The organism is Sphingobacterium sp. N143, assembly GCF_030325625.1.
In the GTDB taxonomy this organism is placed as follows: Bacteria; Bacteroidota; Bacteroidia; order Sphingobacteriales; family Sphingobacteriaceae; genus Sphingobacterium.
Genome location: NZ_JACAIS010000007.1, coordinates 45009 through 61444 on the forward strand (window position 1 = coordinate 45009; position 16436 = coordinate 61444).

The following is a 16436-nucleotide window of genomic DNA, read 5'->3' on the forward strand; positions in this document are numbered from 1 at the left end:
AATTCGTTTGGTTTTAACGTGTTAATAATTTAGAAGTTAGACGATACTTTAATACCAAAAAGCTGAACGGGTTCTGCGCCAACAGGATCCGTTTTTTATTGGTATTGATAACACCTGTCAAGGAGGAGATTTTTTACTTTTCATCCTGTTAATATTTGTGTTGGTTATGTAATAATTAAGTTAATTCTATTGTTTTCTCCGACGATGGCCTTGGCATTGATATCGGCATAATTTAGAAGCTCAATTAGCTTATCCAAGCTTAAATTGCGCGGAATTTTGCCACTATATTGAGATGCTTTTCCCTGCCTTTTATAGGTTACATCAATATCGTACCAGCGCGCGATTTGTTTGAAGACTTCTTCCGTATTCGACCCATCAAAACAAAATTGTCCTGTTTTCCAGCTGAGGACTTGTTCTATATTGACTGCAGTAGCACGTAATTTTCCATGTTCAACTTGGGCCTGTTCGTTTGGCTTGAGCTTGACGGCACTATTCTCCCGGGAAACAATGACAGAACCCTCCTCCAGGCTTGTCCGTATGCCTGAACCGTCAGGATAAGCATTGATATTGAATTTTGTGCCCAGTACTTTGGTTTGTTGATCTCCTGTCCTGACAATGAAACTTTTCTTATCCCTGGCTTTGGTTACCTGAAAATAGGCTTCGCCTTCTAGCTCCACAATCCGATCACCCTCGTCAAAAGCAGAAGGGTAGGTTAGTTTAGAATCGGCATTGAGACTAACCAGTGTCCCGTCAGCCAATACAATTTCATAGGTAACCCCTTTGGGTGTTCGGAGCGTGTTTTTCTGAGGGATAACCTTGCCTGTTGTTGCATGGCGATAACTGACTTTCCCTTGTGCATCTTTTGTAATAATGGTCTCATCGATTTGAACGCTCTGTTCTAAAGCAAGATCGTCCAAGTTAATTTGTTTCCCATTCGCTAAGGTTATGACAGCCTTTTCTTTGCCTGGAGAAATAGAAGCTAAGAGTGCATGTGGAGCGATCCGCTCTGTATGAGGCCAGTATTTAAAAGTGAAAAAACCGATCAGCAGAATAGCTGCGGCAGCACTGATGTAACGTAAGTGAGTTAACCTATTGGATCTTTGTTCTAGGGCACCAATCTCGGTCAATAAACGCTTCTTGGTGCTTTGTTGAATCGCCTCATACTGTGCTTCAGGTATTTGTTCTGATGTTTGTTCGTCAAACCAATCAAAGAGATGCTTACGTTCCTCAATGTTTTCGGACCGGCTTAAAAAATTGGTAATCAGTCTATATATATCTTTTGCTTGCTTCATAAATCGCAGTATTATACTGGTCAGTTATTATACAAGTGATCGAAAACAGGAACAGCTTCTACTCAAAAAGCAAAAAATATATATTATTTTACAAGTAATGCTCTTTCCGCTTAGGTTTATGCACCTTTAGGCCTTAGCAGTGTATACCTCATGTACTGGACCATGATACGGAGCAAGAGACTGAAATTGATAGGGGGATTCATTGTTCCTTAAAAGAACAAGACAAAATGAAACAATTGACTGGTTGCTGTGCGTAAATGCCGAATGGCTTTATTGATATGTTTTTCAACAGTAGACTCGCTGATTTCTAATTTTTGTGCAATTTCCTTATTGCTCATATAATATTCACGGCTCAGTTTGAATACGGCTTTACACTTCTCCGGAAGATTCTCGATTTCTTTGGTCACCACGTCAATGATATAACGATAATAGAGTTTGTCTTCTATGGCGATGGTTTCATCAGGCAGTTCCAGTTGCTCAAAATCTTGTGTGATTTTTAGTTTCATTTCCTTGCGGTACTGGGCAAGTATCAGGTATCTACAAGAACTAAATAAATACGCCGGAAGCGATTCTATTTGTTCGATCATACCACGATTTTTCCATACCGATAGGAAGAGATCATGTAATATGTCTTCGGCGACTTCAGCACTGGATATTTTTTTTGCAATAAAAGATATCAGGTCAGGAGCAAATAAATCATAAAGTACCGCAAATGCTCTTTGGTCCCCTTGGCTTATCAGGGGAAGAAGTTCTTGGTATTGGTATGATTTACTGTTTTTCATAAGGTACTAGTTGCCAGTAAATTTATAAAAAAAATAGTACTTTCATTGCTAACTCCTTAAAGTCGCACTTTTTTTTGCAGCATAATACAAAAAGCCCTTCCTATGTTTGTAGTATTGATACAGTATTGATGAAGTATAATTCAAGTAGTAATAAGGATATACCTTTTGGATAGTACAACCATAGGACTTGGTGGTATGGAATCTGTAATTTGGAGCCTGGTAGATCATGTGATTCCACTGTGTTTAAGGTTGTGTTTTTCGTTGATCTGATTCACTTTTTGCATGATGCATACGATGGTGTAATAATTTATTGGAGCTTTGTTTATTGTAACTTCGGAGATGTTCGCATTTATTTTATAATTTCACCCTAATTTTATGAAAAGCTTTTATGGCCAAATCAATTAAAGAAATTGCACATGAACTCCATGTGTCTAAGTCCACTGTTTCGCTGGTGATCAACAATAAGGCAGAGCAGGCACGGATCAGCAAAGAATTGCAAAAGCGGGTAATGGATTATGTTGAAAAGGTAGGCTATAAGCCAAATGCGCTGGCAAAAAGCCTGGCGACAGGCCGCTCAAATACCATTGGACTTATCGTGGAGAATATTGGGGATTCTTTTTTTGGACCATTTGCATTATATACGGAAGAGCTATTTAGGAAAAAGAATTACCATGTACTTTACAGCAGTACCTTGGGGGATCCTCAAAATGCCCGCGATATCATCGATTCCATGCTGGAAAAAAAAGTTGAAGGAATTATATTGGCACCTACCGTAAATTTAGAAGAATATCAACGTAAGATTTTGGACAGTGGGGTGCCCCTGGTGATCTTTGACCGAAATTCACCGGGAGTTGATACACATTATGTGCACAGTAATAATGAGGAGGGGAGCTGGGATGCATGTACGCATCTAGGGGCCATCGGTTGCAAAAACTTTGGTCTGGTTACTATTGACTCGGATCAGCCACAGATGCTGGCTCGTAAGAAAGCCTATTTGGACTTCTGTGAAAAGAATGGCATGCAGCCACGGGTATTACAGCTCCCCTATCAGCGTCTCAAGCAGCGAGGAGCACAGATGTTACAACGCTGGGCATCCAAAAATCACGAATTAGACGGGTTGTTTTTTACGACCAATTATCTCTGTATTTTAGGTTTGAAGGCTTTGCGCTCGGAAACTGCCGATAACTTTGAATTTCCCATGCTCTCTTTTGATGATCATGAATTATTTGATATTCTCAGTCCTAAAATCTCTTGTATACGACAGCCGCTCGAATCATTGGCGAAAACTTGTGCCAAAGTACTGTTGAAAGAAATCGATCAGGGGATCTCTACACCGAAGGAATATGTGATCTTCACGGAATTGGTTGCGCGCTAATACGTCCGGTCGACCAGATGATGCTTTGTGAAATACCAATGGATATTGTAAAAATCATAGGACGTAAGTATTGAAGCGCTTGTGTTTTTTTTGAATTCGTATTCTTTTTTATATCTTTACTAATACGTTTTAGTATAAATATTTTTATATATCCTAAATAATGAAGAAATCATTAAGTGTTTTTCTGGGCTCATTGCTGTCCTTTGGTTTGTTTTGCGCAAAACCGGTTTTGGCACAGAAGTTTAGAGGGCAGCAAATGGAAGCTGTCGATCTTGTTAATCCATTGATGGGTACTGAATCCAAATTTGAGTTATCCAATGGTAATACATATCCGTCTATTGCAAGGCCATGGGGGATGAACATGTGGACCCCGCAAACCGGTAAAAACGGAGACGGTTGGCAATATCAGTATACGGCAGATAAAATCCGTGGTCTGAAACAGACACATCAGCCTTCACCATGGATGAATGATTATGGTGTTTTTTCCATTATGCCCGTTACCGGTAAACCTGTATTTGACCAGGATGAACGTGCGAGCTGGTTTTCGCATAAAGCAGAGATCGTAAAGCCTTATTATTATTCAGTTTATTTGGCAGATCATGATGTTACAGCGGAGATGACACCTACCGAACGTGCCGCGTTATTTCGGATCTCCTTCAATAAAACAGACGATGCGTACATCGTTTTGGACGCTTATGAGAAAGGGTCTGAAGTCCAGATTATTCCAGAGAAAAATATGATCATTGGCTATTCTTCGAAATATGCACGTGGTCCTTTACCGGAGAATTTCAAAAATTATTTTGTCCTCGTTTTCGATCAGCCTTTTGCCAGCGTAGCTACCTGGGAGGGCAAAGAAAAGAAGGATGGTCAGCTTCAGATCAAAGGAGACCATGCCGGGGCAATTGTCGGATTTAAGGTCAAGGACAAATCCAAACCTGTTCATGTAAAAGTAGCTTCTTCCTTTATCAGTGCTGAACAGGCCTTATTGAACCTCAATGAGCTTGGCGATAAATCGTTCGACCAAATTAAAGAAGATGGCCGCCAAATATGGAATACTACTTTAGGTAAGATTAAGGTGGAAGGCGATGATATCGATCAATTACGTACATTCTATTCGACGATGTATCGGACATTATTTTTTCCGAATAAATTATATGAAATCGACGCACAGGGAAAAGTTGTCCATTATAGTCCTTACAATGGTAAAACATTGCCCGGATATTTATTTGGTGGTACAGGCTTCTGGGATACTTTCAGGGCTTTATATCCTTTTCTCAATTTTATGTACCCATCCATTAATAAAGAAATGCAGGAAGGTTTGCTCAATGCTTATCTGGAAGGTGGTTTCTTACCTGAATGGAGCAGCCCGGGATATGCTGATATCATGGTCGGTAATAATTCGGCTTCAGTGGTTTCAGACGCCTATATGAAAGGTTTACGGGGCTATGATATTAACAAATTGTACGAAGCGTTGCAACATGGTGCCAATAACGAGGGCCCAATGACTGCTGTCGGTCGAAAAGGGGTCGACTATTATAATCGCTTAGGTTATGTTCCCTATGATGTTAAAATCAATGAAAATGCTGCCCGTACGCTAGAATATGCTTACGATGATTTTACAATCTATCAATTGGCCAAGGCCCTGAACCGTCCAAAGGCGGAGATTGACCTGTATGCAAAAAGGGCGCAGAATTATAAGAACCTGTTTGACCCTTCTACCAATCTGATGCGTGGTAAAAACAAAGACGGGAAATTCCAGACGCCTTTTAATCCATTGAAATGGGGTGACGCCTTCACGGAAGGGAATAGCTGGCATTACTCCTGGAGTGTTTTTCATGATGTGCAGGGGCTGATTGATTTAATGGGAGGAGAGAAAACGTTTGTCAATATGCTGGATTCTGTATTTGTTCAGTCACCAGATTTTGATGATAGTTATTATGGTGGTATTATCCACGAAATCCGCGAAATGCAGGTGGCAAACATGGGCCAATATGCACATGGTAACCAGCCGATTCAGCACATGCCATATCTATATAACTATGCCGGTCAACCATGGAAAACCCAATACTGGGTCCGTCAGGTCATGGACAGAATGTATAAGCCGACGCCTGATGGTTATTGTGGTGATGAAGATAATGGCCAGACATCAGCCTGGTATGTATTTTCAGCATTGGGTTTTTATCCGGTCTGCCCGGCAACGGATGAGTATGTGTTAGGAGCACCGTTATTTAAGAAAGCGACTTTAACGTTTGAAAACGGTAAAACACTGACCATAAATGCGCCACAGAATTCTGCGGAAAATGTATATGTGAATGCATTGCAAATGAACGGAGCGAACTATAACAAAAACTGGTTGAGCCACCGCGCGCTTCATGAGGGTGGGGATCTTAATTTTGAAATGACGGCAAAACCTAATTACAATAGAGGAACAACGTTTGATGCAGCACCTTATTCCATGACAAGCGAATTGAAGTCAGGTGTGCAATCAACCAGATCAAAAAAGAGAAAATAACGGACGATCATGAATTGTAAATATCTTAAAATAGCCTGTGCGCTCATCGGTCTTGCCTACTCCTGTTCACTCCGTGCGCAGAATAATTGGCAGCATACCGAAAACGACCGTAAGACAGCTGTGGATACGGATAGTATCACCAAGAACGGATATACGTTGATCTGGATTAATAAGGATAAAAATTTTAGTCCAGCTTTAAAGGAGAGATTGGTGGCGGCGTATTTCACCAATTACCCAAAGCTGGCCAAAAAATATAATAGGAATACCATTAAAAAAGTATCTTTTGTTATTGACCCAGACTATAAGGGTGTGGCTGCAACAGCTGGTGGTATCGTACGTTATAGTCCAGCATGGTTTGCAAAAAATCCCGGGGATATTGATGTGGTTACTCATGAGGTGATGCACATCGTTCAGGCCTATCCAGATGGGGCAGGACCTTGGTGGATTACGGAAGGAATAGCGGATTTTGTCCGATTTGACAATGGGATTGATAATACAGGGGCAAACTGGACGCTGCCGGATTACAGCGATAAGCAAAAATATACCGACTCTTATCGTATTACAGCACGATTTCTCTATTGGATTAATACGCATGTGAAAAAAGACTTTGTCAAAAAACTAGATGCCGCAATGCGTAGCAAAAGTTACCGGGATGATTTTTGGAAAACACAGACAGGTCAGACAATTGACGAGTTATGGGCAGCTTATAGCCAAAACCCCAAGATTTAATTCGTAAACGATGAACATAAAAAAATTAGTTTATTTAGGTTTGTTCTGTGTACCTTATTTTTTGAAGGCACAGGAGGCTAAATTAATTCAATATGTAAAGCCTTTGATAGGCACAGCCCGTATGGGGCATACTTTCCCCGGGGCAACAGTTCCTTTTGGGGCGGTGCAATTAAGTCCGGATACAGATACATTATCTTATGCCGTAAATGGACAGTATAATGGTGATGTGTATAAGTACTGTGCAGGTTATCAGTATGATGATCCAACCATTGTGGGCTTTAGCCATACCCATTTTAGTGGTACTGGTCATTCTGATCTTGGCGACATACAGATTATGCCCACACAGGGTAAAGTGCAGCTGAACCCAGGAACGGCTGATAGACCACAGGATGGATATCGGTCGCCCTATTCTCATGCCAATGAGCATGCTGAACCGAATTATTACCGTGTGCTGCTTGACAAGCATCAGATTAAAGCTGAACTGACCACTACGACCCGTGTCGGTATACATCGGTATACCTTTCCAGCGTCTGATGCATCCCATCTTATTGTGGATTTGACAGCCGGTATTTATAATTACGATGGTAAGAACGTTTGGACGGTGGTGAAGGTCCTGAACGACTCAACATTGGTGGGGTATCGGCAGACAAATGGGTGGTCAAGGACACGCACGGTGTATTTTGCACTAAGAACATCTAAGCCTTTTAAGAATTATGGCGCTAGATATGGAGACGGAAAACCGGTATACAATGGTTTTTGGCGCAAGTTTGACCAACAGAACAATTTTCCTGATTTAGCAGCACATAATATCAAATTGCATCTGGACTTTGATACAAAAGCACAAGAAGCTATCCTGATGAAAGTAGCCCTGAGTCCTGTCAGTATGAAGAATGCGCTAAGCAATATGCAGGAGGAGGCTCCAGACTGGAACTTTGACGGTTATGTCAAAGAAGGACAGGTCGCCTGGGAAAAAGAACTGCATAAAATTGAAGCCGATATGTTGAACAAGGAGGACCTTGTCAATTTTTATACGGCCATGTATCATGCTAGCTTAATGCCCACAGTCTATATGGATGTGAATGGTGAGTATAAGGGATTGGATCAGGAAGTCCATAAAGCTGAAGGGTTTACGAATTATACCTCCTTCTCGCTTTGGGACACCTTTAGGGCATTCCACCCCTTGATGAACCTGATCAACCCCACCAGGAATGCTGATATTGTTGCATCGATGATGGCACATTATGACCAGAGTGTATTGAAGATGTTGCCAATCTGGTCACATTATGCGAATGACAACTGGTGCATGAGCGGTTATCATGCTGTTTCTGTTGTTGTGGATGCGATTTTGAAAGGTACATATCAGGGAAATGCCGAGGAAGCATTGCAGGCCTGTGTCCAAACGGCCAACACACGTAATTATGAAGGAATAGGCCCCTACATAGATAAAGGGTATGTTCCTGATGACTTATCGGGCACATCCGTTTCAAATACGCTGGAATATGCTTATGATGATTGGTGTATCGCCCAATTGGCGAAAAAATTGGGTAAAGAGGATATTTATGCTACATTTTCAAAGCGGGCGGAGCATTGGAAATCCCTGTATGATCCATCGATTGGTTTTATGCGGCCAAAGGATTCAAAAGGAACGTTCCGGGCAAAATTTGATGTATTGGATACACACGGACAAGGATTTATCGAAGGGAATTCGTGGAATTATAGTTTATATGTGCCACATCAACCGAAGGAGCTGATGGAACTGATGGGGGGCGCACAAAAACTGGAATCTTACCTGGATTCTTTGTTCAGCATGGAACTTCCCGATAAGTATTTTGAGCATACCGAAGATATTACGCGGGATGGTATCATTGGAAATTATGTACATGGAAATGAACCTTCCCATCATGTGGCCTATCTGTATAACATAACCCAAAACCCATGGAAAGCACAACAGCGTTTACGGCAGATCATTCGAAATCAATATCATAATGGCCATGCTGGATTAGGCGGGAATGATGACTGTGGACAAATGTCGGCCTGGTATTTGTTCACTGCACTGGGCTTTTACCCTGTTGCTCCTGCTGCGGATGCCTATTGGGTAGGCAGTCCACTCGTAAAATCTGCAAAAATTAATTTTGAGAATGGAAAACAACTTTCTATCATGGCCCGTAACCAATCTGAAAAGAATGTATATGTGAAGTCTGTACGCTTCAATGGAAAACCTTTGGAGAATTGGAGCTTATCCTACGAGCTTATAAAGAATGGCGGGGAGCTGGTTTTTGAAATGACCGGCAAACCTGATAAAAGGAAGCACTGAATGTATTGATTATGGATAGAAAGACCGGTCATTTAATGATCGGTCTTTTTTTGTGCAGTATCATTCCTGCACATGTTGATTCGAACTGATGTCCTGGCGCTGGCAGGGACACAGCTCCCTTCAGGGGCCGCGATAATGGAATGGAACGCATTTGGAGTTTACTTTTATTCAATATTAGTGAATTTGTTGGGACTTATGGAAAAAAATATCTTTATAAGGTGTTTTTTTAAGATTTTATTCGATTTTAGGAAGATAAGGTTAAATAAGATGTTACAATTTGAAAAAAAAATTAACGGTCTATTTTTTTAGCAAAACACTTTTTTCTGCAGCTCTGACAAAGGTTTTTAGGGTAAAATAGCTTAATGGTATAAACTAAACCAGTTTAGCAAAATGAAAAAATAAGAGAAAAAATTTTTTTTTCTCATTTTTCTATATAACTTCAATATAACCAAGAAGGATAAGTGTTGACCAATTAAACAAATAAACCAAATTATATCATTGTATTAACAGGTGTAATGCTAAAACGTTTTTATTATAAACTTTAAACCTTAAATTATGAGCGTAATCTTATTTGATTCTGCATAATTGTTTGGGTAAGAATATGACCAATTTTCTTATCCCGAAAATCATGCAAATTTAATCCCTATTCCAGGGAAACCATAACCAATATACTAGAAAAGTAAAATAACCTAATTATATCATTCCTATGTACATGATTAAAAAAAGGTGTTTGAGTGGACTTGTTCTCTTAGGGCTGTCCTATGCTTGCTGTTCTTTAGCTTTTGGTCAAGACAAAACAGTGTTGTCCTCAACCGATAGTCTTAAGCTCCAGATAGGAACCGCAAAATTGGATTCCATATTTCGCATTAAAGTCAGCCAGGTTAACCCTGTTGAGATCAAGAAACAAGCCTTATTGCCCTATTCCGCTCTCCAGCAATATTTAAAAGGGAATAACACGGGATTGTATGTTACTGAACCATCGGGGGAACCTGGTGCCAAGCAACCGATGTATTCCCGTGGCATTTCCAGGCCGCTGCTTTCTGCTATTGATGTATTTCAGAATCAGCCGCTGGTTGTTGTTGATGGAATTCCTTTAGTCGGCGAACATCCATTTGCTTATGCCGTTCAGACCTATGATCTTGAGCGTATTGGACCTGCAACAAATCTTTTTGCTTCTATCAATATTGATATGGTGAAGTCGATAGAAGTCCTAAAGGATGTGGCTGCAACGGCAATGTATGGCCCCAACGCAGCAAACGGTGCCATTGTCATTCAGACCAAACCGTATAAAGCGGATAAGACAAACCGAATCGCCGTAAATATGTATACGGGATTGGCACAGCGTCCACAAGTCACGACAATCAATGGTGAATATGAGAACAAGTTCAGAAAGCAGTTTTATGACTTATATACTTCCAACGGTAAATATGATGATGGCGATACTTATCCAGTTTATCTAAGTGACTCGCTCAATATGAATTATTTTGGTCGGTCGGATTGGTCAGACTCCTATTACAATAATGGGCTGGTCTATAATCTGAATGCCAACCTTTCCGGTGGTGGGCCCCGGGCAAATTTTCAATTTGCTGCTGGGTCGACACAGGACAAGGGAATAGCAGATCAGGTAAAACTGAATAAATATTATGCTTTGTTTGGTCTGAATATGCGCCCATTGACCTGGTTGACTTTTTCCATGCAGGCCAATATTGCCAGACTGGACCGTAACCGTAACCTGAATCTGAGGGATCGGTTTGCTCAATTGGCCTATTTCCCGGATTTGTCTGCACCCTTGTCTCCCAACAAAGAGGTGTATGATGAGTATTTGAGCTATTATAAAAAAGGGTTTGACAACAATAAAACAAATCTTGTTCAGGGGTATGGAAAGCTGCAGTTTGACTTCGGCAATTTTCATTTCCTGTCGACAGGAATGGTGGATTATAATGAAGGATACCGGGACCAATTCTACCATAGTAAATTGATGGAGTCCAATAATTTTGCCTCCAATTACTACGGTTATAACCAACGTGCCATATTTGACAATAAAGCTTATTATGATTGGAAAATCAATGAAAAAAATAGCTTGAACTTATTAGTCGGAAATAGCCTGCAATGGGATACTTATCGGTACAATTATGCCTATGCCTACAAAGGGGTAAATGATTTTATCAAAGTAAACCTCATCGAAGATGATCCCGATAAGTCAAATTACCTGGAAGCGACAGCATATCCTAAACCGTTAATTTTTAAGTTCTTGGATCGTATACGGCATAATCTCGTATCCTTTTATGGGAAAGCAACCTATCACTATGATAACAAGGTTGAGGCCTCGTTATTGTTAAGATCTGATGGGTCATCCAATGCGCAGCCAGATGCAAGGTGGATTTTTACGCCTTCATTGTCATTAAACTGGAATATAAAAAATAGTTATTTCCAGTCGGATAAGGGTTTGAAGGATCTGACAGCCCGATTAAGTCTCGGGCGTATCGGCGTGAACAATATATTTGACGATTTTGCCCAAGGGCCTAACTATGTTGCCCAAATGGGGTTTACAGGCAATCAGCTTGTAGCCGGTTATAATGCAATAGCGGGTTTGGTCCGTCCCTATGAATCCGGATGGGTTGGTTATCACATTCCCTGGGCCTACACGGATCAAGTCAATTTCGGAATGGACTACGCGATCGAAAAAAAGAATTTTAATATTTCCTTTGATCTTTACTGGAAACAGACCAGTAATCAGTTGATTAATATCCCTTCTTATAGTGAGTATGGCTATAAATCGAGTTATTCGGCAGGAATGGATGTCCAGAATATGGGGGCTGAGTTGACAATTGGTCTTGACCCTATTCAAACGGAAACATTTAAATGGTCGACTGCCCTGAATATATCCCACAATCAAAATAAACTCAAAGCTTTACCCAATGGCCTAACAAAACTGGTGATTGGAAAAAATCTGCTTGAGGTAGGTAAATCACTGGACCAATATTGGCTTCTTTCCAATGAAGGTATCTATAAGACAGACGCCGAAGTACCTCAGGGAATGACCTACAATGCTATTCAATTGCATGCTGGAGATCCAATTTGGAAAGACCAGAACAATGACAATAGCATCGATGACAATGACAGAACATTGCAGGGGCATCGTCTTCCTGCTGTCTTTGGTAACTGGTATAATAATTTTGTGTTTGGAAAATGGGATTTGGGGATCAATATGTACTATAATATTGGCCGGGAGCTGATTAATCAGGAGATGGCCAATCGCTTTGATTTTATCAATAACGAGGGGGCAAGAAATATAGATGCGATTAAGGAAATAACCTATTGGGAGAAAAGAGGTGATTATAGTCAATACCCGCTGTATAATCCCTGGAGCAGTGTGATTGCTTATCAGGCGGAACAAGATCTTTTTTTGGAGAATGCGTCTTTTCTCAAGGTACGGGCGGTTACTTTGGGGTATAACCTGACGTCGCTTTTCGCCGGGCGAAAACAGCGGATAAAGAATGCCTATGCTTATATCTCGGCCAATAATGTGGCGACAATAACATCTTATAGTGGGGTAGATCCAGAGATCGTGGACTTTACAGGCTATGACCTGGGATCTAAATTGCGCATCCCCCGGATATACACCCTCGGTATTAAAGTTGACTTCTAAAACGAAAAGAAATGAAAAGATATCTCATATTTTATGGTTTACCATTTTTCTTCATGTTGCTAGGTGGATGTAAGAAAATGCTAGATATTGATTCTTCCCGTACAGTGAAAGAGGAGAATATGTGGAATGCCCTAGAGGATACCCGTGCTGGACTGATGGGAATATATGGTCTTACCAAAGCTGCACTGGATGACAATAATGCGTATTGGCTATATGGAGAAGTGCGGTCTGGTGATTTTGAAAGCCCCAATCGGCAAGACTTAAAGGCTATCATTAAAAATGATCTGAAAGCAAATTATGAGTCGCTGGGAGCGCTTTCCAACTGGCGGCGCTGGTATGCCGTCGTGAATGCGGCCAATATATTTATGGAACGCGCACCAGAGGTCAGAACGAAAGACCTGCGCTACACAGAAAATAACCTTATTGTGGATGTGGCCCAAGTCCGTTTCTTGAGGGCGTATGCGTACTTTAATATGGTCCGTATTTGGGGAGATGTGCCTTTGATCTTAAATTCCCATGACGGGAACTTTGAAAATAAGGGCAAGGAAGATCGATTAAAACTGTATGCCTGGATAGAAAAAGAAATGTTCGATGCCGCCCAATTGCTGCCATATTCCTATAGTACAGGAGATGAACAACAAATCGGCAATTATTATAATGAAGCCTCCTCTCGATGGAATGGAGCCTTGGTCAGGAAGCTTTCAGCCTATGCAATTTTAGCGCATCTGGCAGCTTGGCAAGCCAATTACGCTGATGCGGCTGCCTATTCTCAATTTGTCATGGATAATTATAGTAAGGGTGGTGCATATTATTTGTCGACATCTTTCTTGACAGATGCGAATGGATTTTTCTTTGAAAAAAGATCTGAACAGATGTTTTCATTTCCCTATATCTGGGCGCATGTGGAAGCATCATTTACAGGGCATATTGAAGAAATTACCCTTGCAGCCCCTGTGGTCAATAAATCTGTGCCGGATATATACATGCCTAAAGAGTCAATTTTGAAAACCTTCAATGAAAAAAAGGACCAACGGTTTAGCATCGACACACTTGGTAATCCGAATACGGAAGTGTATTTCCGAAACTTCAATGGCAAGTATCCCATTTTTAGTAAGATAAAATGTATCATGGGTGGTTCCGCAGATCCCACATTTCGCATATTTACGAGTGCGACCATCCTGACCCGATTGGAGGATATTGCCTTATTACGTGCTGAAGCACTTGCTGTATTGGGTGAAAAATCAACGGCAATTGAACTACTGAATGAGATCAGGGAAAGAAGAGGGCTTAAGGCATACAGTGAAACTGCCAATGGTGATTTGATAGATGCCATTTTTCTAGAACGGCAAAGAGAGCTGATGGGAGAAGGGCATCGTTGGTATGATATGATCCGTCGTGAGAAGATCAAACATGATAATCCAAAGCTTGCACAGCTGATTGCCAATGATGGAATTTATTGGCCCATTGCCCGGGAGATTCTTGCCCAAAATAAGTTGATCGAACAAAATCCGTATTGGAAGTAAAGGAACAGTAATTATGAGAAAGAACCAATTTGTACGTTGTATATATACAATTTTAACCTTGGTGCTGTTATACGCCTGCGCTAAAGATAAAGGCTATTATTCACCGATATCCCAAGAACCCGTTTATAAGGGAAACCTATACAGTTATCTCAAAAGCAAACCCGGCGTATACGATTCTTTGGTCAAGGTGATTGATAGGATCGGGCTGCAAAAGAAACTGGAGGATAGCACCGTCACACTTTTTGCATTGACCAATGCCAATTTCCAGCTGGCGATCCAAAACCTGAATAATACCTTGAGTGTTTCGGACAAACCAGCACAATACTTGAATTCGGTGAAATATGAAATACTGGATTCACTCATGTGCCAATATATCATTCAGGGCTGGATCGGAAGTGACTCCCTATTGAATCAGGACGGGCAAGATGTGCTGGGGATCCGGTATGGTTATCCGATGCACATCGGACTGAATAGACAGGCTTCTTCAGGATACCTCAATGGGGGACCGACCATTGTCGATTTTTCAGATACAAGAAGATCGGTGTTCAATCGCAATTGGGTGACGACGGAAACGAGTTCATTAAATATCCAGACAGATAATGCTATTGTTCATGTTTTAAATCCTGACCATGTATTTGGGTTTAACAAATTTGTCAGCCAGATCATCTATATACCACCGCCTGAAAATTTATTTAAAACAATGAAGGGGGTGGGCACTGCATCATTGGAGACTCCTGGCGGGCCAGATGGGGTGGAGGCTTCTAAGTATGTATTTGATGGTAATCCAGAGACTAAATTCTTTCTGTCCAATCCAGGACGGTTCTACCTGCAATGGGAGTTTCCTGTTGCGGTTGCAGCCAATAGTTATACGCTGAGGTCGGCAAATGATATTCAGGAACGTGACCCAACGGACTGGACCTTGCAGGGCTGGAATGAGGAAAAAAACGACTGGGATCTGCTGGATACCAAAAAAGATGAAGCTTTTGACGAACGGTTCCAATTGAGGGTGTTCTTTTTCAAGAATACCAAGCCATATAAAATCTATCGCTTTAATATTGCCCGGATGTATGGTGGCAATGATTTCCAATTGGCTGATTGGACAATGAACCGAGACCAATAAATTACTTTAAGAATGTAAAGACATGAAAATTGCTAAAGGATACAGCACATCAACTCGGCGGAACGGCTTTTTTACCTGGCTGGTCTTGCTATGTATGTGCTTAAACAGCTGTAAGAAATTGTATAATCTACCGGATGAAAAAGAGTTTCTGAGCGTGAACTTGACCTATGATAGTAAATCTTTTTATCCGATTTTAGGGCGTACGACACTGATGGGAACGATCAATACGGACCATTCCACCACACCGCTTCATTTTGAAATCATTAATCCACGCTACGGTGATGGCCGACCTTATGATGACCTCTTTCAGGTAAAACCTGTTTATCAGTGGATATCTCGCTATGATGGTACCGAGAAGAGTTTGGCAGAGATAGAAGCGAAGCGAAAGCTGGTGAACCGTCCTCTTTTTGAAGTCGATTCAACGGGCACCTTTATTTTATGGAACTCTTCGACCAATGAGCTGATCGAGCCTCGTTCGAAAGATAGCGTGGATCTGGTGCAAAATATCCGGTATTTTGATCTTAAAGTGTCGAATTCTGGAGGAAGTACCATTATCAAAGATTTTATGGTTCTGCCCTGGAGGGTACAGGATTACGAACCTTTTTCGGATAAAAATCCCTATGATGGTGAAGTTGCACCTGATCCCGCAGATCCCAATAATCCGAAAAAAAAGAGTTACATCTGGCCATCTCATATGAATGATGTGTACGGAGAATCATCCAATCAATTGCTGCAGACAAATGATGAGTTTAAAGATTTGGTCATTTATATCCGTCCTTTTAAGGGCGGGAATGGGCATAATTTGCGTTTCGTGTTTTTAGATAAAGATGGGAATACAATGAATCCCGACAACTTTAATGAAACAAACTGGAATGAGCTTGTACATGGTTTTAATATGAAGAAGACGGTGAGCTATGTGCAATATGATGTGGCCTATCCGATTCCATTGACAAACTATCTGACTAAATATACAAATGGCAGCAGTGCACAGGTAGACTTTGCATATTCCAGAAAAGGATTTGGGGGTGGCCTGATCACAGCACATTTCGGGTTGGACTTTAAAATCTTTACGAAGGGAGATTGGGAAGTTGTCTTCCATTTCCAAAGAGAAAATCCACGATTTGATAATGAATAAGAGCG

10 protein-coding genes are annotated in these 16436 nt (G+C 41.0%); 8 read left to right on the top strand and 2 right to left on the bottom strand.

All coding sequences use genetic code 11. The annotated features are described in order from the left end of the window. Positions 1-164: 164 nt before the first annotated feature. Together HX021_RS13985 and HX021_RS13990 are read right to left on the bottom strand one after the other, a co-directional pair. Positions 165-1292, bottom strand: coding sequence for a FecR family protein (locus HX021_RS13985; RefSeq protein ID WP_286591027.1), 1128 nt, complete (start codon positions 1290-1292; stop codon positions 165-167). Between the two features lie 209 nt (positions 1293-1501). Further along, complete coding sequence (locus HX021_RS13990; protein ID WP_286591028.1) at positions 1502-2074, bottom strand: RNA polymerase sigma factor; 573 nt, start codon at positions 2072-2074, stop codon at positions 1502-1504. 388 nt (positions 2075-2462) lie between these two features. Here HX021_RS13990 and HX021_RS13995 point away from each other — a divergent pair, with 388 nt between their 5' ends. The 8 genes from HX021_RS13995 to HX021_RS14030 all read left to right on the top strand — a co-directional run bounded on the left by HX021_RS13995 (position 2463) and on the right by HX021_RS14030 (position 16431). Beyond that, positions 2463-3449, top strand: a complete 987-nt coding sequence (locus HX021_RS13995) for a LacI family DNA-binding transcriptional regulator (protein ID WP_286591030.1) — start codon at positions 2463-2465, stop codon at positions 3447-3449. A 160-nt stretch (positions 3450-3609) separates the two neighbouring features. Further along, on the top strand, positions 3610-5961 hold the full coding sequence (locus HX021_RS14000; protein ID WP_286591031.1) for a GH92 family glycosyl hydrolase: 2352 nt from the start codon (positions 3610-3612) through the stop codon (positions 5959-5961). 9 nt (positions 5962-5970) lie between these two features. Beyond that, positions 5971-6690, top strand: a complete 720-nt coding sequence (locus tag HX021_RS14005; protein ID WP_286591033.1) for a basic secretory protein-like protein — start codon at positions 5971-5973, stop codon at positions 6688-6690. A gap of 10 nt (positions 6691-6700) precedes the next feature. Then, a complete protein-coding gene (locus HX021_RS14010) occupies positions 6701-9004 on the top strand; it encodes a GH92 family glycosyl hydrolase (protein WP_286591034.1) in 2304 nt (767 codons plus the stop codon). Positions 9005-9734: 730 nt separating this feature from the next. After that, positions 9735-12653 (top strand): SusC/RagA family TonB-linked outer membrane protein, encoded by a 2919-nt coding sequence (locus HX021_RS14015; RefSeq protein WP_286591035.1) that lies wholly within the window; start codon positions 9735-9737, stop codon positions 12651-12653. Between the two features lie 11 nt (positions 12654-12664). Further along, positions 12665-14176: a RagB/SusD family nutrient uptake outer membrane protein gene (locus HX021_RS14020; protein ID WP_286591037.1), complete on the top strand. Its 1512-nt coding sequence runs from the start codon at positions 12665-12667 to the stop codon at positions 14174-14176. 13 nt (positions 14177-14189) lie between these two features. Next, complete coding sequence (locus tag HX021_RS14025) at positions 14190-15296, top strand: fasciclin domain-containing protein (RefSeq protein ID WP_286591038.1); 1107 nt, start codon at positions 14190-14192, stop codon at positions 15294-15296. 22 nt (positions 15297-15318) lie between these two features. Next, positions 15319-16431 carry a DUF5007 domain-containing protein gene (locus tag HX021_RS14030; protein ID WP_286591039.1) on the top strand — a complete coding sequence of 371 codons (1113 nt, stop codon included), beginning with the start codon at positions 15319-15321 and terminating at the stop codon, positions 16429-16431. The last annotated feature ends 5 nt before the right edge of the window (positions 16432-16436 follow it).